This window comes from Mesorhizobium sp. M0587 (assembly GCF_040320945.1).
Lineage (GTDB): Bacteria > Pseudomonadota > Alphaproteobacteria > Rhizobiales > Rhizobiaceae > Mesorhizobium.
Genome location: NZ_JAMYQP010000001.1, coordinates 93,415 through 111,768 on the forward strand (window position 1 = coordinate 93,415; position 18,354 = coordinate 111,768).

An 18,354-nucleotide genomic window follows, 5' to 3' on the forward strand; every position below is an offset into this window, starting at 1 on the left:
ATCATCCCCCCATGCAGGATGCTTCGGCATCCTTGGCTGCCTGGGCTTTGTCTTCGTGCTTGGGCGGCCTGCCGCGGGGCGCCGCGCCATCGGCGCGCGCGCGCAGATAGACGTAGAGATCGTCCAGGTAGCAATAGACGTTCTTGTTGTCGCCAAACGCAGGCATGACGTTTTCCTTGCCGCCGCCGACATTCTTGCGGCCCTCGGCGACGATCGAGAGGAACGTCCCGTAATCCATGGTTTTCAGACTGTTGACCAATGCCGGCGCATAGCTCGAACCTGTCGCGTCCTGTCCGTGACAGACATGGCAATCGGAGTGATACCGGCGGTATCCGCTGAACGTGTACCAATCGACGGTTCCGTTCTCGATCTTGTAGGTAGGATTTCCGTCCGCGTCCAAATACTTGCCACCTTCTTCCTTCACCGCCTTGGCTTTTTCCATGCTGTCGTCGGCCTGCGCGGGACCTGGGCCTGCCAGAGGCAGAAGAACCAGAGCGAGGGCCGAAATTGCAATGCGAACAAACATTCAAACTCTTCCTTTGGTTCGCCATGGACGCGGTTTTGCAGTCGCCAAGCGGCATTGATCGATGTTTTGGTGCGCAACGAAAGAGAGAGCCCCGTCCTCGGTTCCAATGAGCCGGGGCTCTCTTTCTCAACCCTTCAATCCCTTCAAGGACCTCGGGCATGCTTTATGGTTCCCGCGTGTCAGTCCGGGAGGCCGAAGACGGTGAGCTGACCGCCCAGTGTCGTGTAGTCGGCAAGTGCCGCGTAGCCGCCGACTGCACCCAGACCAGCGGTTCCAACGACCGCGGCTTGGTCGCCTTGCGCACGGCCCTGATCGACGGCGCCATGCCAGGCAGCGGCGTTATCGGGCGAAAGCAGGCCACCTGCCAGACCGATACCAGCCCATCCACCGACGCCGGACAGAACGGCGATGTACTGCTTGCCGTCATGCTCGTAGGTCGTGATGTTGCCGATGATCCCGGACGGGGTCTTGAACTTGTAAAGTTCCTTGCCGTCCTTATCGACCGCCTTGATGTAACCTTCGAGCGTACCGTAGAAGACGACGTCGCCATCAGTCGCCAATGCGCCCGACCATACCGAGAATTGCTCGGGCTTCGACCAGACGATCTCACCCTTGGCTGCATCCCAGGCAATGAAGTTGCCCATGTTGCCGTCACCGCCAGGCGCCGGATACATCGACACGGTGGCGCCCACATAGGGCTGACCGGCGGTGTAGCTCACTTTGTAAGGCTCATAGTCCATGCAGACATGGTTGGTCGGCACGTAGAACAGCCCGGTCTTCGGCGAGTAGGCCGCCGGCTGCTGGTCCTTCGTTCCAAGCGCGGCCGGACAGATGCCGGTCGAGTTGGTGTCTTCGCCGTTCTGCTGGGTCGAGTATTTGGCCACGACCTGCGGGCGGCCATACTGGTCGCTCTTGGGATCCATGTTGACTTCCGTCGCCCAGTTCACCGCCGGATCGTATTTTTTGGCGACGAGAAGTTCGCCGGTGGCGCGGTCCATGGTGTAGGCAAAGCCGTTGCGGTCGAAATGCACCAGCACGTCGTGCTTGGCGCCGTTGACTTCCATGCCATCCACGAGAATCATCTCGTTGATGCCGTCGAAGTCCCATTCGTCGTGCGGGGTCATCTGGTAGAGCCATTTGGCAACGCCAGTATCGACATCGCGAGCCATGATCGTCATGGACCAGCGATTGTCGCCGGGGCGCTGGACCGGGTTCCACGTCGAGGGATTGCCGGTACCGTAATAGACGAGGTTCAGCTTGGGATCATAGGAATACCATCCCCATGTCGTGCCGCCGCCTGTCTTCCACTGTTCGCCCTCCCAGGTGTTCGTACCGGAATCCTTTCCGACAGGCTTGCCGAGATGGGTGGTCTTCTCGGGATCGAGCAGGGTGTCTGCGTCCGGACCTTCCGAATAGGCCTTCCAGGCGAGCTTGCCGTCACTCAGATTGTAAGCGGCTATCCAGCCGCGAACGCCGAATTCGGCGCCGGAGACACCGACGAGCACCTTGTCCTTGATGACGACGGGTGCCGATGTGCCTGATTCGCCCTTGCCGCCGTTGGTTTGGTCGCCGTTCTTGACCGACCAGACGACCTTACCGGTCTTGGCGTCGAGCGCGACGACGGTGGTGTCGGCCTGGTTGAGAATGATCTTGCCGTCACCATAGGCGACACCGCGATTGACCGTGTCGCAGCACATGATCGGTATGACGTTCGGATCCTGCTTGGGTTCGTATTTCCAGAGGATCTTCCCGTCGTTGTTGAGGTCAAGGGCAAAGACGTTGTTGGGGAAAGGCGTGTGGACATACATCACATCGCCGATGATCAGCGGCCCACCTTCGTGACCGCGCAGCACGCCGGTGGAAAAGCTCCATTTGACCTGCAGGTTTTTCACATTGTCCGCGGTGATCTGGTCGAGCTTGGAATAGCGGGTGTTGGCGTAGTCACCCGTCTGCATCGCCCAGTTCTTCGCATCCGATGCGAGCTTTGCAAGGTCTTCGTTGGCCGAAGCCGCATAGGCCGCGCCGAGCGACAGAAACGCGGCGGTCGTCAGTATGTAAGTAGTTTTCGCAAGTGCACGCATCCGAAATCCTCCCGGGTTCACAGTGGAGAATCGATCGTCAAGCCCCAAGGGCTTGCCCAAGCGATCCATGTGGGAAGTATTTCCGGCAGCTGTCACGACCTACCCCGACAAGCAGAGGGCACCGTTACTGCCCGCCCCACTTGGCCTTCGCAAGACTGCCGCCGCTCCCTAATGACGATGGCGCTTTTGAAGCCGGAAACAGGGAAAAAGCTATGTCATTGCAAAACGCCAGGCAAGCAAAAACCCATGCTGCGCTCTTGCGGTGCAACATAAATTATGATGCGTTGCAATATGAAGAAACAAGTAAGATGAGAATCTGCCAGTAAACTATTGAACGGATTGGCGCCTGCCGCAATTTATATAGTGGTCCTATTATGACGGTATTCTCCATGCGGTGCCTATTCGAACTTATTTAGATATAGTTCTCCAACTACGTTGGGTTAAGTATGTGTGCGTCTTGTTGGACGCCGATAGTGAGCAAGGCGGGAAATGAACGCTGGAACCGGGGCACGGAGCGGATCATGAAGCTGTCATGGAGGGCTCTTGTCGGCGGATGGGACATTCCTCCTTTGGTCCTATACGGAGGCCACGGGAGCTTGACTGGATTTGCGGTGCGTCGCCAATTGGCACGATGTCCCGTCTGGATGCGTCGTATCCAGGCCAACCGGAGGTTCCTTCATGATCGGATATGTTGGATTTTCTACTTTGCCGCTGGTCTTTACGGCGACGCTGGCCTTCGCAAATCCAGCCGGCGCCGCGGGAGATTACCCGACGGTAGCGGTTGCCGACTACGTGCTCGGCTGCATGCAGACAAATGGCCAGACACGTCAGGCGCTTGAAAGCTGTTCCTGCTCGATCGACGTTATCGCCTCCATCCTTCCCTACGATCACTATGAGAGGGCGGAGACCTTCAAAAGCATGTCGCTGACGACAGGGGAGGCCGCAGGGTTGTTTCGCGAAAGCGCGCCGGCGAAAGCGGCGCGCACAGAACTGAAACGCGCGCAAGCGGAAGCCGACATACGTTGCTTTTAGAGCATGATGCCGAAAAGTGTGAAGCGGTTTTCGGACGACATCATGCTTCATCTCTTTGATCTAGAGGCGGATTCAGATTTCAGGTCGACTTGACCTGAAATCATCCGGCTCTAGTCAGGCGGAGCAGGCGCGCGCGACGGTGCCTTACAGTCCGGCCGCTTCCATCGGCCAATGGCCGCGAAACACCTCGCCATCCGTGTCTGTCGCCTCGACACGGATTTCGCCATTGCCGTGCGCCGTGAAATCGAACCGGAAATTGGGATCCTCCGAAATCGATATTCCGCCCTCCATCGAGAGAATCGGCTTGTCGGCCTGAGAGATCGACAATTCGTGGATGAAGTGCGCGGGGATGAAATACTGGGTCAGCGGGTCCCGCTGCAGGCCCGAATTGTTCGGGTGCCGGATCATCAACTGCAGCTCCTGCACCTTCGTCATCGTCTCTTGAGGCGGGAACTGGCGCAGTTTCATCTGTCCCGTCGTCGCCATCGCCTCGTCCATGTTCTTGACCGCGGGAGCCGAACAGCCGCCTGACGCCTTGACGAAGGTCTTGGCCATGTGGAGTTCCCCGCCTTGCGTCTCGGCGATGGCGCGCAGATAGGAATAATCATTGACGCGTACGCGTGTCGACAGATGTGTCACGCCGGCGTCCTTGCCGATCTGGAACGTCGCCGCCACCGGTGCCGGATTGACGTCGATGATCAAGGTGATGGATTTGATGCCGTCGGGCGCCTTGGCGGGATCGATATAGATGTCGACGGGTACGATGGCGGCATCTTGTGCCCGCTTCGGCGCCTCGATCCTGACGACGCCGGTATCGACCAGCATCGCCCGATCGCCGAACACGTCGCCCTTCAAATCCTGCCAGATCCGGTCTGAATAAACGCTTGTCTGCTGTGCTGTGGCGGTTCCGGAGGAACCGAAGAGCGTGCCGATGGTCAAGATGCTCACGGCCAAGATGGTTGCGAGCGGCAAGGCGAGCTGCCGGTTGTGGTAAGTGTGTTCTTGCATGTCGATGCCTCCACCGATGTCAGAGAGGTGGTGCCCAGGCTGGCGCCAAGGGTAGGCCTTTGACGATGCGTTGGCAAATCGATCCATTTCACCGCCTGCGGCGCTGTCGGTGTGGTCTATTCCCATTCCAGCTCGGCGAAGGCTGCTGTTGCATTGCGTTCATTGTAGTCGTCGAACAGGTGCCAATTGCCCCGTTCGCTTCGGCCGGCGGTTTTGACTGCCGCGCCGAGCGGCGTCCCGTCGGCGATCGCCTTGCGAATATCGTAGGCCAGAACCTCGAAATAGCGCCGCTCTCCCGTCAGCGCTTCCGGCCAGTCGGTCGGTGCCGGACCATGACCCGGCACGACGCGCGCAGCGCCGATCGCGGCGAGTGCGTCCATCTGGCGGAGCCAGCCGAGCAGCGATCCGTCGAGCGTCGGCAAAGAACCCATGAACACGAGGTCGCCGGCAAAAAGGGTGCTGGTCGCGGTGTCGAAAACAGTCAGGTCGTTGTCGGTGTGCGCCGGCTTCCAGGCCTGCAATTCGAGCGTGCGGCCGCCGAGGTCGAGTCGCATGCGATCGTCGACCAGCATTGTCGGCGGCACGATCTCGACCCCCTTCATAAGCGCGTCGCCGACCTGTCCGCGATAGTTGTGCAGGTAGAACGCGCCGCGCGCCTCGAGGGCGCGGGGCAGATTGTGATGGCCGACGATGGTCGCACCGATCTCTCGGAATGCGGCGTTGCCGAAGATGTGGTCGGGGTGCATGTGGGTGTTGACCAGGAAGCGGATCGGCTTGGCGGTTATCTTTCCGATCGCGGCAATGAAGGCATGCGCTTCTACCAGGCTGCCGCCACTGTCGATGACGGCAACGGCATCGGTGCCGACGACGACGCCCAGATTGCAGATCGCGCCCTCATTGGCGGCCGTCATCAATTCATCTGCGCCCTGGAAGGCGAAAACGCCGTCCGCGATTTGCCTGACCGACAACTGCAGGCCGCCGGCAGCGGCCAGAACGGCCCGTCCAAAGCAGCATGGCAGCATCGCGGCGCTGGCGCCGACGCAGGCGAAACCACCCACAAATCTGCGCCGGACCTCGTCGATAGGCATGGAATCTCCGCTAAGCATCTGGCCGTCGCGACGATCAGGTCACGCCCGGAAATTTTCGATGGAACGACCGCAACAGATCGCTCATCACCCGTGGATTGCGATGTTGCCGCGGCAGCCGCACATCGAACATGCCCAGCACATGGCTCGGTTGCGGCGCGAGCACGATGATGCGGTCCGAGAGCATCAGCGCTTCACGCAGATTGTGCGTTACCATCAAGGCGGTCGTTGGCCGCGCCGACCACACCGACAGAAGCAGGTGACGAAGCCGCAAGGCAGTCCGCTCATCGAGTGAGGCGAAGGGTTCGTCCAGGAAAAGCACCGCCGGCTCGTTGGCGAAGGCCCTGGCAAGTGCTGCCCTGCGCGCGAGGCCGAGCGAGAGTTCCGTCGGATAGAGCGAGCGCATGCCGGTGAGGCCGAGACTGTCGAACAGTTCGTCGAGATTTTTCGCCCTCAGGCCTTTCGGCAGCGCCAGTCTGACATTCTGCTCGACCGTCCGCCATGGCAGCAAAGTAGGCTCTTGGAACACAGCGGCGATGCGATTCGAGCCGCCTTGCGGCAATTGGAAGGAGCCGGAAAAGTCTTTGTCCAATCCAAGCAAGATACGCAACGTCGTGGTCTTGCCGCAGCCCGACGGCCCGAGCAGACAGGCGAATTCGCCCTGCCGGACCTCGAAGGACAGACCCCGAAGCGCCGGCACCGAGACACCTCGCGCGGATCTGAAGGTCTTTTCGGCGATATCGACCTTAAGCGGGACGACGGCGCCAACGGGTTGCATGTCGTTCAACGGGCTGCACCAGGAGAAGTTCGATGACAAGCATCACCGCCACGAAAGCCAGCGTGTAGGCAAGAATGGCGGCGACGTCGAAGAGTTGGAAATAAAGATAGATCTGGAAGCCGACGCCATTGGAACGTCCGAGCAGTTCAACCACCAGGACGATCTTCCAGATGAGAGCGATGCCGGATCGCGAAGCCGCGGCAAAATAGGGCTGCAGTTGCGGCAGCAGGACATGGCGGATGCGGTCGAGGGGGCCGAAGCGGTAGACTGCGGCCATTTCGGCATAAATTGGGTCAAGCGCCCTGGCGCCCTCGCGCATGGTCACCACGACATTCGGGATCTTGTTCACGGCGACGGCGCCTATCGCCGCCGCCTCGTTGAGGCCGAACCAGATATAGGCGAGCACGATGATCACCAGCGCGGGAATGTTGAGAAACAGGATCAGCCAGGGATTGAAGAACCGGTCCGCACCGCGATAGCTGCCGAGAACGACGCCGATGACCGATCCAATGATCATTGCGACGACGTATGCCGCGGCAACCCGGCCGAGCGACACGCCAAGATGATAAAAAAGATCGCCGCTCGCCGCCTCCCTGAGCAGTTCCTGCCAAACCTGCCCTGGCGAGGGGAAGGCACGGCTTTGCCATAGATGGGCCGCGAGGCTCCACAGCAGGCAAAGTCCGAGCAGCGAAACCGCCACCGTCAGCGTTGGCATCAGTGCCGTCGCCAAACCGGATCGACCGGACATATCCGTCGCCGCGCCGTTTGTGCCGTCGCCGGTTTCGGGTGCGGTCATTTCGCCAGTTCCGGCCAGAACGTGCCGGGCGCCATCTCCGGCGCCCTGCCAACCAGCTTCTCGCCGCCTATTGCAGCCAGCACGTGATAGAGCCTGCCCGCGTCAGCCGCTTCCTCGGAGACTGGCCGTCTGGGAATGCCCTGGCGATAGCGGTCGCGCAGTTTTTCCAGCTCCTTGCCTTCCGCGCGAATCAGTGGCGCCAGACGCAGCCATTCATCGTCGGATCTGGCCAGCAAGTCCTTTGCCTGCTTGGAGGCCTTGACGAAGCCCCGGGCGGAATCCGGATTCTCGTTCGCCCATTGTTCGTGGAAGACGTAGCCGAGCGCCGACACGGCGCCCGAGGCTCCGAGCGCTTTGGCCGCATCATCCGCTCCGATCAACCGACGAAAGCCGTTGGCCTCGAGCCGGGCGCAGAAATGCCAGAAATTGAGTACCGCATCGAGTTCGCCCTGCATCGCCTTTTCCGAAATCAGCGGCGGTGCGCCAAAGACGACGTCACTGGTTGACGGCAGGTCTATGCCGTGATCGCGCCTGGCCAGCGCCTGGATCAGTAGCCAGCTCTTGTCGAGCGGTCCGCCGGCGACACCGATCTTCTTGTCCTTGAGGTCGGCGATCGTCCGGATCGGCGATTTCTCCTTCACCATGATTGCGCCCACGGCGGTCGAATAGGGAACCATTGTAAGGTCGCCGCCCTCGGAGCGCTGGCGCGAGACCCACAGCCAGTCGGTCACGATCATGTCGATGGCGCCGGCCAGCATCGCGACGTTGGTCGCATCCTCGCCGGCGAAGTAGACGATTTCCAGATCGATCCTGTTGGCCTCGTCGAGCTTGTGTTGTTTCAGCGTATCGAGCTCCCAGCTCACGGTGCCGAACTTCAGGACACCAATTCGGATCTTGGCTGCTGCAAAGACTGCAACCGGCCTTAAGGCGAGGATGGCGGCTGTCCCAAGAGATGCCAGACGCAGCGTTTCGCGCCGCGAAATCATCTTGCAGTCTCCTTTTTCTCAGCCGCCGATGAACTAGGGATGTCGATCAAATCGCTCGTTCCTTACTCGGAAAGGCACATTTCCAGCGCACGATCTTGAGCCCCGGATGTTCCTGAGACCATTTTGCAATCTCGCTGGGCGCCAGGACCATGCATTGGAACAGAGAGCCACGGCTCTCGAAATAGAGATGCTCGTCTCGGCAATTGCCCGGATTGGCACTCAGGCACACCGTCAATATGAGATCGACCGTATCCATTTGGCACCTATCGTCGCCTGCGCGGCGATCTCTCCAGAGACCGTGCTTTGGAGTCGCATCGTATTTCCTGAAGGTGCCGAACAGGAAACCGGTTGAAGTCAGGCTACGCGTTCGGCCAATACGCGTCAACAATGTGAACCGTATGCCGCCAAGCACTTTCACTTGCGCAGTCGGGAAACGAAACAGGACCTTTGTACGATTGACTTCCCTCAGCGGCAGTCTAGCTTTTCGAGGCGTGCAGGTGCTGCCATTCCAGAGGAGGGCGGATAGTCCCGCGTAAAACCGGATGCCGGCGGTCAAGGCATCGACGCGCACAAACCATCCACGGCACGCAGACGATCAACGAGGAAACACCATGCGCGCAATTGCATTTTTCGCCGTCGTATCCGTTGTGGCCTTCACGAACCAATCCCAGGCACAGGATGCCGCGGCGGGCGAGAAAGTCTTTACCAAATGCAAGGTCTGCCACATCGCCGACCAGGACAAGAACAAGATCGGCCCGTCGCTGAACGGCGTCGTCGGCCGGACGGCAGGCACGCATCCGGGTTTCAGCTATTCTCAAGCGATGGTCGCAGCCGGCAAATCCGGCGTCAAATGGGACGAAGCCACGCTGGCGACCTACCTTCACGATCCCAAGGCCATGGTCAAAGGGACGAAAATGGCGTTTGCCGGTCTCAAGCAGGACGAAGACGTCGCCAATGTCATCGCCTATCTGAAGCAATTCTCCAAATAACCCGGTTCTTCCACTGGAAGTAACCCGGTTCTTCCGCAGGAAGTAACCCCGGTTCTTCCGCAGGAAGTGGCCCAGTTCTTCCGGCCGTTCGAAACTCCGTTCGGCGCCCACCCTGGCGCCGCCGGTCAAGCGGCGTCTTGCAGCCTCTGCATCGTGGAAGGCAGGTCGAGCAGGCTGTCGCAAACGAGGTCGGCGCCAAGCTCTTCAACGGGAATTTGGGTGTAGCCGCCACGCAGCAGAATGACGGGGATACCGGCGGCGCGCGCGGCGACCACGTCGGCGCTGCTGTCTCCGACCATCAGCGTGTCGCGAGGTTCGATCTGAAGCTGGTCGAGCGCCAGCAGCAAGGCATCGGGCGCCGGCTTGGGATTTGTCACCGCGTCTCCGCCGACGATCGCGCCGAAATATTCCGTCAGGCCGAAATGCAGCAGGATTTCGCGGGTCGCCAACTGCGGCTTGTTGGTGGCCACGCCCATGGCTATCCCACTCAGGTGGAAATGGGTGAGAACCTCCCTGATGCCAGGCGTCAGCTTTGTCAGGCCGGTCAGATGTCGGCGATAGATCGGCGCCATGACGCGGTTGGCCTCATCGAGCGCGCTGCCGAGAAGCGGTGCCCCGGAAGCCGCGAAGGCTCGCTCGACCAGTTTCCTGACGCCGCCGCCGATCATCGCCTTGACCTGTTCCAGGCGCAGCGGCGGCAGATCGCGGCCAGCCAGCAACTCGTTGACGGCGGCCGTTATGTCAGGCGCTGAATCGATCAGCGTGCCGTCGAGATCAAACAGGATCGCCTTCCGCGATCGGAATGGCCTGCCTGCGCCGACGTTCATGCGGCCTCCTTCCACTTGATCGAGCAGCCGATCGAAGCGATCTGTTGCAGCGGTCCATCGCCGGTTCGGGCAACCTGCTTCATCGCCTCGAACAGGTCGCGCCTCAGTCCGGGCGGTCCGGCGTCGCGTCGCGACGCGTCCAGCCGGCCGCGATATTGCAGCGTCAACTCGCTGTTGAGCCCGAAGAAATCCGGGGTGCAAACGGCTCCATAGGCACGCGCCACCGTCTGGCGCTCGTCGTGGAGGTAGGGGAAGGTGAAGCCGCTCGTCCTGGCGAAGAGCTTCATGTTGTCGAAGGAATCATCCGGATAGGCGTCGGCATCGTTGGAGTTGATCGCGACAAAGCCGATGCCTTCGGCCTTGAGGTCGTCGGCGTCGCGGACGATGCGTGAAATCACTGCCTTCACATAGGGGCAGTGATTGCAGATGAAGGCCACGACCAGCCCGTTCGGGCCGGCGTGGCTGAAGATCGAATGCGATTTGCCGTCGACGCCGGGCAAAACGGCATCGACGGCTTGCCAGCCGAAGTCGCAGACAGGTGGGATTGCCGCCAAGATTTCCTCCGATGAAAATGCTTGCCGATGAAGCGGTTTATGCGGCTTGCCGGATCGCCCCGTCGGCCGCCTGTCTGATGGCGCCGATATTGGCGCGATAGGCAACTTCGGTGCCGCCCTTGAAGATGGCCGAGCCTGCAACCAGCACATTGGCGCCGGCCGCGGTGACCAGCGGAGCGGTCTCGGGCGTGACGCCGCCGTCGATCTCGATATCGATCGGGCGGTTGCCGATCAGCGCCTTGATTCGCCTGACCTTGTCGACGACAGCCGAAATGAAAGCCTGGCCGCCGAAACCTGGGTTGACTGTCATCAGGAGCACCAGATCGAGCCGGTCGAGCACATATTCGATGACGCTTTCCGGCGTCGACGGATTCAGCGACACGCCGGCTTTCTTGCCGAGATTCCTGATCGCCTGCAGCGAACGGTCGAGATGCGGCCCGGCCTCGGCATGCACCGTAATGATGTCGCAACCGGCATCGGCGAAGGCGGCGAGATAGGGATCGGCCGGCGCGATCATCAGATGGCAATCGAAGACCTTGTCCGTTCGATCGCGGATCGTCTTGATCACCGGCGGACCGAAGGTGATGTTGGGCACGAAATGGCCGTCCATTACGTCGAGATGGATCCAGTCGGCACCCGCCCTGACGACGGCTTCGACCTCGTCGCCGAGCCGGGAGAAGTCCGCGGAAAGCACCGAGGGCGCGATGATTGTCTTGGTACCCATGGTCGTCGGCTCCCACTCTGTCTTCCATTTTCCGGTCGCTTCACACCAACCGGCGTCTCTTGTCAGCGCGCCTTCGTCTCCGGTTCGCCTTCGAGCTTACCTTCCGCGAACACGCGGCTGCCGCGAATATCGGATTCCTCAATGGTGATAAGGTCGGTCTTCGTCAACGCCCGGTCGCGCGACGCGAAGAGCCGGTTGGCCTGGCGAAGCCGCGCCCGGTCGAGCCCATTGCGGACCGACCGCGCGTTGGAGAAATGCGGCAGCCGCATACGGATCGGGAGATACTCTTCGAGCGCCTTGGCCGCCGCTTCGCTGAGACGGTAATTCTGTTCCGCCAGCATGATCTCGGCGATCGACTTGAGTTCGCCGACGCCGTAGTCGGGAAAATCGAGGTGATGGGCGATGCGCGAGCGCATGCCGGGATTGCTGTCGAAGAAGCGGTCCATCTTGTTCTTGTAGCCTGCAAGAATCACAACCAGATCGTCTCGATTGTTTTCCATGCATTGCAGCAGGATTTCGATCGATTCCTGGCCGTAGTCGCGTTCGTTTTCGGGCTTGTAGAGGTAGTAGGCTTCGTCGATGAAAAGCACGCCGCCCATGGCGCGCTTGATCACTTCGCGGGTCTTGGGCGCGGTGTGGCCCACATACTGACCGACGAGATCGTCTCGCGTCACCGCGACTATGTGGCCTTCGCGGACATAGCCGAGGCGATGCAGGATTTCGGCCATCCTCAGCGCCACGGTGGTCTTTCCGGTACCGGGATTTCCCGTAAAGTTCATGTGCAGCGTCGGTGCGCCCGAGGTCAGCCCGAACTTGCGGCGAAGCCGGTCGACCAGGAGCAGCGCAGCGATCTCGCGGATGCGGTTCTTGATGGGCTTCAGGCCAACGAGTTCGCGGTCGAGCTTGTCCATCACCTCGTCGATGTTAGAGGCCTCGAACTCGGCCTGCAGATCAACCGATTCGTCCTGCGCGGCAGCGCCCTTTGCTATCGCGTTCAGCATGGTTGGCTAGCTCCGCTCGCCTTCGGGCCTGTCGGTCGCATAAGGCACGATCGAATAACCCTGGCTGCGGCCGTCGCGCTCCTGGCGCAGTAGCCGGAACCCGGGTTCGTTGGGCGGCCGGTTGACGATGAACGACATGCGCGGCGCTTCCCAACCCTTGGTCGAATCGAAGGCGGTGACCCGGACATACATGTTGGGCATGGTTTTCCGGCAATTGTTGACTTCAAGCAGGATGCCCGCCGGGTCCCTCAGGTCGAACATCGGGTTGCCGTACATTTCCCAATAGGTATTTCGCGGATGCGGATCGTCCGTGTACTCGACGCTGACCGCCCAATGGTTTTTCAGCGCGTATTTGATCTGCGCCGAAATCTGCTCATCGGTCAGGTCGGGCAAGAACGAAAACTGTCCTTGCGTGACCTTGTTTCCCGGATTGGTCATCATGGCGACGGTTCCTTCTTCTAGAAGCTGGGCGTTGCGGTTGGCACGAAGTCGGCCGTGTCGGTCGATTCGTAATTGAAGGTGACGTCCTTCCAGGTCTCCAGGGCCGCCTTCAGCGGCGTGCACCATCTGGCCGCCTGTTCGAGTATTTTGGTCCCTTCGCGCAGATAGTCGCGGCCCTCGTTGCGGGCGAGGATCATAGCCTCCAACGCGACGCGATTGGCCGTCGCGCCGGCCTGGATGCCGTCCGGATGGCCGATCGTGCCGCCGCCGAACTGCAGGATGACGTCCTCGCCGAGATAATGGATCAACTGGTGCATCTGGCCGGCATGGATGCCGCCCGAGGCGACGGGCATCACCTTGTTGAGCGAGGCCCACTCCTGATCGAAGAACAGCCCGGTTTCGAGGTTCTGCGGCGTGCGTTCCTCGCGCAGCGTGTCATAAAACCCCCTGATCATCAGCGGGTCGCCTTCCAGTTTGCCGACCACCGTGCCGGCATGGATGTGATCGACGCCGGCCATCCGCATCCATTTGCAGATGACGCGAAAATTCATGCCGTGGTTCTTCTGGCGCGAATAAGTCGAGTTGCCGGCGCGGTGCAGGTGCAGGATCATGTCATTGCGGCGTGCCCACTTGGCCATCGACTGGATCGCCGTGTAGCCAATGACGAGGTCGATCATGACGATGCAGGAGCCAAGCTGTTTTGCGAATTCGGCGCGCTCGTACATCTCCTCCATCGTGCCGGCGGTGACGTTGAGATAATGGCCCTTGACCTCGCCGGTGGCGGCCGACGCCTTGTTCACAGCCTCCATGCAGTAGAGAAAGCGGTCGCGCCAGTGCATGAAGGGCTGCGAGTTGATGTTCTCGTCGTCCTTGACGAAGTCGAGGCCACCCTTCAGCGCCTCGTAGACGACACGGCCGTAGTTGCGGCCTGACAGGCCAAGCTTCGGCTTCGTCGTCGCGCCGAGCAGCGGCCGGCCAAATTTGTCGAGCCGCTCACGTTCGACCACTATGCCGGTCGCCGGTCCCTGGAAGGTTTTGAGGTAAGCCACCGGGATGCGCATGTCCTCGAGGCGCAAGGCCTTGACTGCCTTGAAGCCGAACACGTTGCCGATGATCGATGCAGTCAGGTTGGCGATTGAGCCCGGCTCGAACAGGTCGAGGTCGTAAGCGATATAGGCGAAGTACTGTTGCTCAGTCCTGGTGCCGGGACCTGTGTTCGGCACCGGCTCGGATCTGAACGCCTTGGCGCGGTACAGCTCGCAGGCGGTCAGCCTGTCGGTCCACACCACGGTCCATGTCGCGGTGGAGGATTCACCGGCAATGGCGGCCGCTGCCTCCTCGTGGTCGACACCGGGTTGCGGTGTGATCCGAAACATGGCGATCAGGTCGGTCTCCTTGGGCCGGTAGTCCGGCTCCCAGTAGCCCATCTTCTTGTAGGGGATGACCCCTGACTTGTAGCGCTCCTTGCCTTCCTTGAGCGTGCCTGGCGACGGCATGTCGATCTTGTTCATGACAGGTCTCCTGTTGCCGCTCAGGCGGCTTTCGCGGTTGCGACATGCGGGTCGAGTTTTCCCGTGGCGTAACGTTTGGCCATCTCGTCCATGGCGATAACCCTGATTTTCGAGGCGTTGCCCGCGGTGCCGAAGCGTTCGAAGCGATCGCGGCAAAGGTCGCGCAAGGCATCCATGGCGGGCTTGAGGAATTTGCGCGGATCGAACTCGCGCGGGTCCTCCGTCGCGACGCGACGGAACTGCCCGGCCATGGCCATGCGGCAATCGGTGTCGATGTTGACCTTGCGCACGCCGTAGCGGATGCCGCGCTCGATCTCCCCGACCGGAACGCCAAAGGTCTGGGGCATCTCGCCGCCATATTTGTTGATGATGTCCTGCAGTTCCTGCGGCACGGAGGAAGAGCCATGCATGACCAGATGTGTGTTGGGCAGCTTTTCGTGGATCGCCTCGATCACTTGCATGGCGAGGATGCCGCCGTCGGGCTTGCGGCTGAACTTGTAGGCGCCGTGCGAGGTGCCGCAGGCGATCGCCAGCGCGTCCACCTGGGTTGCGGTCACGAAGTCGACCGCCTGATCGGGATCGGTCAAAAGCTGGTCGTGGGAAAGCGCGCCTTCGGCGCCGTGCCCGTCCTCGGCTTCGCCCTGGCCGGTTTCCAGCGACCCCAGCACGCCAAGCTCGCCTTCGACCGAAGCGCCGACCCAATGCGCCATGCGTGCGACACGTTCGGTGATGGCGACGTTGTAATCGTAGCTCGCCGGCGTCTTGGCGTCCGCCATCAATGACCCGTCCATCATCACCGAGGTGAAGCCGTGGCGGATCGCCGAAAGACAGGTGGCTTCGTTGTTGCCGTGATCCTGATGGACGCATAGCGGAATGGCCGGATGGATTTCGGTCAACGCCTCCATCATCTTGGCCAGCATGATGTCGTTGGCATAGGAGCGCGCACCGCGCGAGGCCTGGATGATGACCGGCGCGTCGCAGGCCTTGGCCGCCTCCATGATGGCGAGGCCTTGTTCCATGTTGTTGATGTTGAATGCCGGAACGCCGTAGCCGTGCTCGGCGGCATGGTCGAGAAGCTGGCGAAGGGTGATGCGGGCCATTTGTCGGGTCCTCCTAGATGATGAGCTTCAGCGCCGCTGCCGCGATGGCTTCGGGCGTGATGTCGAAATGCCGGTAGAGATCCGGGGCAGGGGCGCTGGCGCCGAAACCAGCCATGCCGACGAAAGCGCCGGTGTCGCCGATCCAGCGGTCCCAGCCGAGACGGGCGGCTGCCTCCATGGCAACGCGCGGCGCTGAACCGAGGACGGACTTTCGGTAGTCCGCATCCTGTTCCTCGAAAAGCTCCCAGCACGGCATCGAGACGACCGCGGCGGCGATGCCGTGCTCGGCTTCCAGCCGTCCCGCGGCGGCAACGGCAATCTCGACCTCCGAGCCGGTGGCGATCAGCGTCACGGCGCGGTGCTCGGCTGGCTCGCGCAGGATGTAAGCGCCCTGGCTCGACCGGTTCTCCTCGCTGTGTGACTCGTTGCTGTGTGCTTGGCGCAGCATCGGCAGGTTCTGGCGCGAGAGCACCAGCACGCTCGGCCGGCTCTCGCTCTTCAGCGCCAGTTCCCAGCACTCGGCTGTTTCGATGATGTCGGCCGGACGGAAGACGTTGAGGTTGGGCGTCGCCCGCAGCATCGCCAGGTGCTCGACCGGCTGGTGCGTCGGACCATCCTCGCCGAGGCCGATGGAATCATGCGTCATCACGTAGATGACGCGCTGGCCCATAAGCGCCGAGAGCCGCATCGCGCCGCGCGCATAGTCGGCGAAACACAGGAACGTACCACCATAAGGCACGAACCCGCCATGCAGCGCGATTCCGTTCATGGCCGCGGCCATGCCGTGCTCGCGGATGCCGTAATGGATGTAGCGGCCGGCATAGTCATCAGGCGCTATGCGATCCATGCCCTTGGTGATCGTCAGGTTCGAATGCGTCAGATCGGCGGAACCGCCGACGGTCAGCTCGGTAGCAGCGTTGATCACACCGAGCGCCATTTCGGAGGCTTTGCGCGTTGCGACCTTGGTCGCCTTCTCGACATGCTCCTTGCGGAAGGCGCCCAGGGCCTCGAAGACCGCGTCGGGCAAGTTGCCGGCGATCACGCTCGCAAAGGCCTCGCGCTGCGGCGAGGCAGCAAGCCGCTGCTCCCAGGCGAGCCGCGCCGCTTGCCCGCGCTCGGCAATTTCACGCCAGGCGAAAACGATGTCGTCCGGCACCTCGAACGGCGCGTGGGCCCAGCCGATGTTTTCGCGCGTCGCGGCGATCTCTGCATCGCCGAGCGGCGCGCCATGCGTCTTCTCGGAACCGCCGAGATTGGGCGCGCCCTTGCCGATCACCGTGCGGCAGGCGATCAAGGACGGCCGATCCGACTGCTGCGCAGCTTCGATTGCCGCAGCGACGGCGTCCATATCGTGGCCGTCCACCGATTGGACGTGCCATCCAGCGGCTTTGAATCGTGCCGGCTGGTCCATCGATGTCGACAGCGAAGTCGGTCCGTCGATCGAGATCGCATTGTCGTCCCAGAAGACGATCATCCTTGAGAGCTTCAGGTGACCGGCAAGATCGATCGCCTCATGGCTGATGCCTTCCTGCAGGCAACCGTCGCCGGCGATCACGTAGGTGAAATGATCGACGAGATCGGCGCCGTGGCGGGCAGCAAGCATGCGCTCCGCCAGCGCCATGCCGACGGCGGTCGAAATACCTTGTCCGAGCGGACCGGTCGTCGTCTCGATGCCAAGCGCATGGCCATGTTCCGGATGTCCGGCGGTGCGGCTGCCCAGCTGGCGAAACCGCTGCAATTCCTCGATCGGCATGTCTGCGTAGCCGAGCAGGTAGTGCAGCGCATATTGCAGCATCGACCCATGCCCGGCCGAAAGCACGAAGCGGTCGCGATCGGGCCAGTTGGGCGCCAACGGATCGATGTTGATGAAGCGGCCGAACAGCACCGTCGCGACGTCGGCCATCCCCATCGGCATGCCCGGATGACCGGAATTGGCCTTTTGGACGCTGTCCATCGCCAGTGCGCGAATCGCGTTCGCCATGTCGCGCTCCGAGACGGCGGCGACGGGCTTCAATGCGGCTTGGCTGTTCATGGCGTCCTCCTCACGACACACGGTTCTTGCGTTCGATCAATTGCAGGATGAGCGGCGTCAGGATGAGCTGCATGGCGAGGTCGAGCTTGTTGCCTGGAACCACTATGGAATTCGGCCGCGACATGAAGGAGTCGTGGATCATTGAGAGCAGGTAAGGGAAATCGATGCCGCGGGGATTGGCAAAGCGGATGACCAGCATCGATTCGTCGGGCGTCGGGATCCAGCGCGCGATAAACGGGTTGGACGTGTCGACGATCGGCACGCGCTGGAAATTGATGGCGGTCTGCGAGAATTGCGGGACGATGTAGCGGACATAGTCCGGCATGCGGCGCAGGATCACGTCCATCACCGCCTCGGTGGAATAGCCGCGCGTTGCGCGATCGCGATGGATCTTCTGGATCCATTCGAGATTTATGACCGGCACCACGCCGATCTTGAGGTCCGCGTGCCTAGCCAGGTTGATCTTGTCGGTGACGACGCAGCCATGCAGGCCCTCGTAGAAGAGCAGGTCGCTCGGAGCGAATTCGCGCCATTCGGTAAAATGTCCCGGCGGCGTGCCGTACTGCTTCTCCTCGTCCTCGTCATGGATGTAGGTGCGGGTCTTTCCGGTTCCCCGGCGGCCATATTCCTCAAACACTTCTTCGAGGATTGCGAGCTCGTTGGCTTCGGCATTGAAGTGGGTGAAGTTCGGATTGCCAACCTTCTCTTCCTCGGCCACCTTTGTCTTCATCGTGGCCCGGTCGTAGCGGTGAAAGGCATCGCCCTCGATGAAGGCGGCCTCGATGTTCTCGCGCCGGAAGATCAGATCGAAGATGCGCTTGACCGAGGTGGTGCCTGCGCCAGACGATCCGGTGATGGTGATGATGGGGTGCTTTGCCGACAT

19 protein-coding genes are annotated in these 18,354 nt (G+C 61.4%); 3 read left to right on the top strand and 16 right to left on the bottom strand.

The annotated features are described in order from the left end of the window. Position 1: 1 nt before the first annotated feature. Both NKI49_RS00430 and NKI49_RS00435 read right to left on the bottom strand, forming a co-directional pair. Complete coding sequence (locus tag NKI49_RS00430) at positions 2-526, bottom strand: c-type cytochrome, methanol metabolism-related (protein WP_352598290.1); 525 nt, start codon at positions 524-526, stop codon at positions 2-4. A gap of 179 nt (positions 527-705) precedes the next feature. Further along, positions 706-2,481, bottom strand: a complete 1,776-nt coding sequence (locus tag NKI49_RS00435; RefSeq protein ID WP_502899447.1) for a methanol/ethanol family PQQ-dependent dehydrogenase — start codon at positions 2,479-2,481, stop codon at positions 706-708. Between the two features lie 804 nt (positions 2,482-3,285). Between NKI49_RS00435 and NKI49_RS00440 the strand changes: the two genes are divergently transcribed. Next, the gene (locus NKI49_RS00440) at positions 3,286-3,639 is read left to right on the top strand and encodes a hypothetical protein (protein WP_352598288.1); all 354 of its coding nucleotides are present in this window, start codon (positions 3,286-3,288) and stop codon (positions 3,637-3,639) included. Positions 3,640-3,783: 144 nt separating this feature from the next. On the opposite strand, the gene NKI49_RS00445 is transcribed toward NKI49_RS00440, so the two are convergent. The 5 genes from NKI49_RS00445 to NKI49_RS00465 form a co-directional block, all read right to left on the bottom strand. Next, positions 3,784-4,647, bottom strand: a complete 864-nt coding sequence (locus tag NKI49_RS00445) for a quinoprotein dehydrogenase-associated SoxYZ-like carrier (RefSeq protein WP_352598287.1) — start codon at positions 4,645-4,647, stop codon at positions 3,784-3,786. A 116-nt stretch (positions 4,648-4,763) separates the two neighbouring features. After that, positions 4,764-5,735: a quinoprotein relay system zinc metallohydrolase 2 gene (locus tag NKI49_RS00450; protein ID WP_352598286.1), complete on the bottom strand. Its 972-nt coding sequence runs from the start codon at positions 5,733-5,735 to the stop codon at positions 4,764-4,766. Between the two features lie 34 nt (positions 5,736-5,769). Continuing rightward, positions 5,770-6,510, bottom strand: a complete 741-nt coding sequence (locus NKI49_RS00455; RefSeq protein ID WP_352598341.1) for an ABC transporter ATP-binding protein — start codon at positions 6,508-6,510, stop codon at positions 5,770-5,772. Continuing rightward, positions 6,479-7,306, bottom strand: coding sequence for an ABC transporter permease (locus NKI49_RS00460; protein ID WP_352598285.1), 828 nt, complete (start codon positions 7,304-7,306; stop codon positions 6,479-6,481). The genes NKI49_RS00455 and NKI49_RS00460 overlap by 32 nt, the downstream gene beginning before the upstream one ends. Further along, positions 7,303-8,292 carry an ABC transporter substrate-binding protein gene (locus NKI49_RS00465; protein ID WP_352598284.1) on the bottom strand — a complete coding sequence of 330 codons (990 nt, stop codon included), beginning with the start codon at positions 8,290-8,292 and terminating at the stop codon, positions 7,303-7,305. The genes NKI49_RS00460 and NKI49_RS00465 overlap by 4 nt, the downstream gene beginning before the upstream one ends. 154 nt (positions 8,293-8,446) lie before the next feature. Between NKI49_RS00465 and NKI49_RS00470 the strand changes: the two genes are divergently transcribed. Together NKI49_RS00470 and NKI49_RS00475 are read left to right on the top strand one after the other, a co-directional pair. Next, complete coding sequence (locus NKI49_RS00470) at positions 8,447-8,644, top strand: hypothetical protein (protein WP_352598283.1); 198 nt, start codon at positions 8,447-8,449, stop codon at positions 8,642-8,644. 259 nt (positions 8,645-8,903) lie between these two features. Continuing rightward, positions 8,904-9,281 carry a c-type cytochrome gene (locus tag NKI49_RS00475; RefSeq protein WP_352598340.1) on the top strand — a complete coding sequence of 126 codons (378 nt, stop codon included), beginning with the start codon at positions 8,904-8,906 and terminating at the stop codon, positions 9,279-9,281. 125 nt (positions 9,282-9,406) lie between these two features. On the opposite strand, the gene gph is transcribed toward NKI49_RS00475, so the two are convergent. From gph to NKI49_RS00520, 9 genes are all read right to left on the bottom strand, one after another. After that, positions 9,407-10,108, bottom strand: a complete 702-nt coding sequence (gene gph / locus NKI49_RS00480) for a phosphoglycolate phosphatase (RefSeq protein WP_352598282.1) — start codon at positions 10,106-10,108, stop codon at positions 9,407-9,409. Next, the gene (locus tag NKI49_RS00485; RefSeq protein WP_352598281.1) at positions 10,105-10,662 is read right to left on the bottom strand and encodes a thioredoxin family protein; all 558 of its coding nucleotides are present in this window, start codon (positions 10,660-10,662) and stop codon (positions 10,105-10,107) included. The genes gph and NKI49_RS00485 overlap by 4 nt, the downstream gene beginning before the upstream one ends. A 37-nt stretch (positions 10,663-10,699) precedes the next feature. Continuing rightward, a complete protein-coding gene (gene rpe, locus NKI49_RS00490; RefSeq protein ID WP_352598280.1) occupies positions 10,700-11,386 on the bottom strand; it encodes a ribulose-phosphate 3-epimerase in 687 nt (228 codons plus the stop codon). Positions 11,387-11,448: 62 nt separating this feature from the next. After that, on the bottom strand, positions 11,449-12,387 hold the full coding sequence (cbbX, locus tag NKI49_RS00495) for a CbbX protein (protein WP_352598279.1): 939 nt from the start codon (positions 12,385-12,387) through the stop codon (positions 11,449-11,451). A 6-nt stretch (positions 12,388-12,393) separates the two neighbouring features. Next, positions 12,394-12,828: a ribulose bisphosphate carboxylase small subunit gene (locus NKI49_RS00500; protein ID WP_352598278.1), complete on the bottom strand. Its 435-nt coding sequence runs from the start codon at positions 12,826-12,828 to the stop codon at positions 12,394-12,396. Positions 12,829-12,845: 17 nt separating this feature from the next. Continuing rightward, complete coding sequence (locus NKI49_RS00505) at positions 12,846-14,339, bottom strand: ribulose-bisphosphate carboxylase large subunit (protein ID WP_352598277.1); 1,494 nt, start codon at positions 14,337-14,339, stop codon at positions 12,846-12,848. 20 nt (positions 14,340-14,359) lie between these two features. After that, a complete protein-coding gene (gene fba, locus NKI49_RS00510) occupies positions 14,360-15,439 on the bottom strand; it encodes a class II fructose-bisphosphate aldolase (RefSeq protein ID WP_352598276.1) in 1,080 nt (359 codons plus the stop codon). A gap of 13 nt (positions 15,440-15,452) precedes the next feature. Further along, positions 15,453-17,471 (bottom strand): transketolase, encoded by a 2,019-nt coding sequence (gene tkt, locus NKI49_RS00515; protein WP_352598275.1) that lies wholly within the window; start codon positions 17,469-17,471, stop codon positions 15,453-15,455. Positions 17,472-17,481: 10 nt separating this feature from the next. Then, positions 17,482-18,354, bottom strand: a complete 873-nt coding sequence (locus NKI49_RS00520; protein WP_352598274.1) for a phosphoribulokinase — start codon at positions 18,352-18,354, stop codon at positions 17,482-17,484.

What these genes read in the sequence shown, in the direction of transcription:
- NKI49_RS00430 (WP_352598290.1), bottom strand. Translation starts at nt 526, where the DNA reads ATGTTTGTTCGCATTGCAATTTCGGCCCTCGCTCTGGTTCTTCTGCCT.
- NKI49_RS00435 (WP_502899447.1), bottom strand. Translation starts at nt 2,481, where the DNA reads ATGCAGACGGGTGACTACGCCAACACCCGCTATTCCAAGCTCGACCAG.
- NKI49_RS00440 (WP_352598288.1), top strand. Translation starts at nt 3,286, where the DNA reads ATGATCGGATATGTTGGATTTTCTACTTTGCCGCTGGTCTTTACGGCG.
- NKI49_RS00445 (WP_352598287.1), bottom strand. Translation starts at nt 4,647, where the DNA reads ATGCAAGAACACACTTACCACAACCGGCAGCTCGCCTTGCCGCTCGCA.
- NKI49_RS00450 (WP_352598286.1), bottom strand. Translation starts at nt 5,735, where the DNA reads ATGCCTATCGACGAGGTCCGGCGCAGATTTGTGGGTGGTTTCGCCTGC.
- NKI49_RS00455 (WP_352598341.1), bottom strand. Translation starts at nt 6,510, where the DNA reads ATGCAACCCGTTGGCGCCGTCGTCCCGCTTAAGGTCGATATCGCCGAA.
- NKI49_RS00460 (WP_352598285.1), bottom strand. Translation starts at nt 7,306, where the DNA reads ATGACCGCACCCGAAACCGGCGACGGCACAAACGGCGCGGCGACGGAT.
- NKI49_RS00465 (WP_352598284.1), bottom strand. Translation starts at nt 8,292, where the DNA reads ATGATTTCGCGGCGCGAAACGCTGCGTCTGGCATCTCTTGGGACAGCC.
- NKI49_RS00475 (WP_352598340.1), top strand. Translation starts at nt 8,904, where the DNA reads ATGCGCGCAATTGCATTTTTCGCCGTCGTATCCGTTGTGGCCTTCACG.
- gph (WP_352598282.1), bottom strand. Translation starts at nt 10,108, where the DNA reads ATGAACGTCGGCGCAGGCAGGCCATTCCGATCGCGGAAGGCGATCCTG.
- rpe (WP_352598280.1), bottom strand. Translation starts at nt 11,386, where the DNA reads ATGGGTACCAAGACAATCATCGCGCCCTCGGTGCTTTCCGCGGACTTC.
- cbbX (WP_352598279.1), bottom strand. Translation starts at nt 12,387, where the DNA reads ATGCTGAACGCGATAGCAAAGGGCGCTGCCGCGCAGGACGAATCGGTT.
- NKI49_RS00500 (WP_352598278.1), bottom strand. Translation starts at nt 12,828, where the DNA reads ATGATGACCAATCCGGGAAACAAGGTCACGCAAGGACAGTTTTCGTTC.
- NKI49_RS00505 (WP_352598277.1), bottom strand. Translation starts at nt 14,339, where the DNA reads ATGAACAAGATCGACATGCCGTCGCCAGGCACGCTCAAGGAAGGCAAG.
- fba (WP_352598276.1), bottom strand. Translation starts at nt 15,439, where the DNA reads ATGGCCCGCATCACCCTTCGCCAGCTTCTCGACCATGCCGCCGAGCAC.
- tkt (WP_352598275.1), bottom strand. Translation starts at nt 17,471, where the DNA reads ATGAACAGCCAAGCCGCATTGAAGCCCGTCGCCGCCGTCTCGGAGCGC.
- NKI49_RS00520 (WP_352598274.1), bottom strand. Translation starts at nt 18,354, where the DNA reads ATGTCGGCAAAGCACCCCATCATCACCATCACCGGATCGTCTGGCGCA.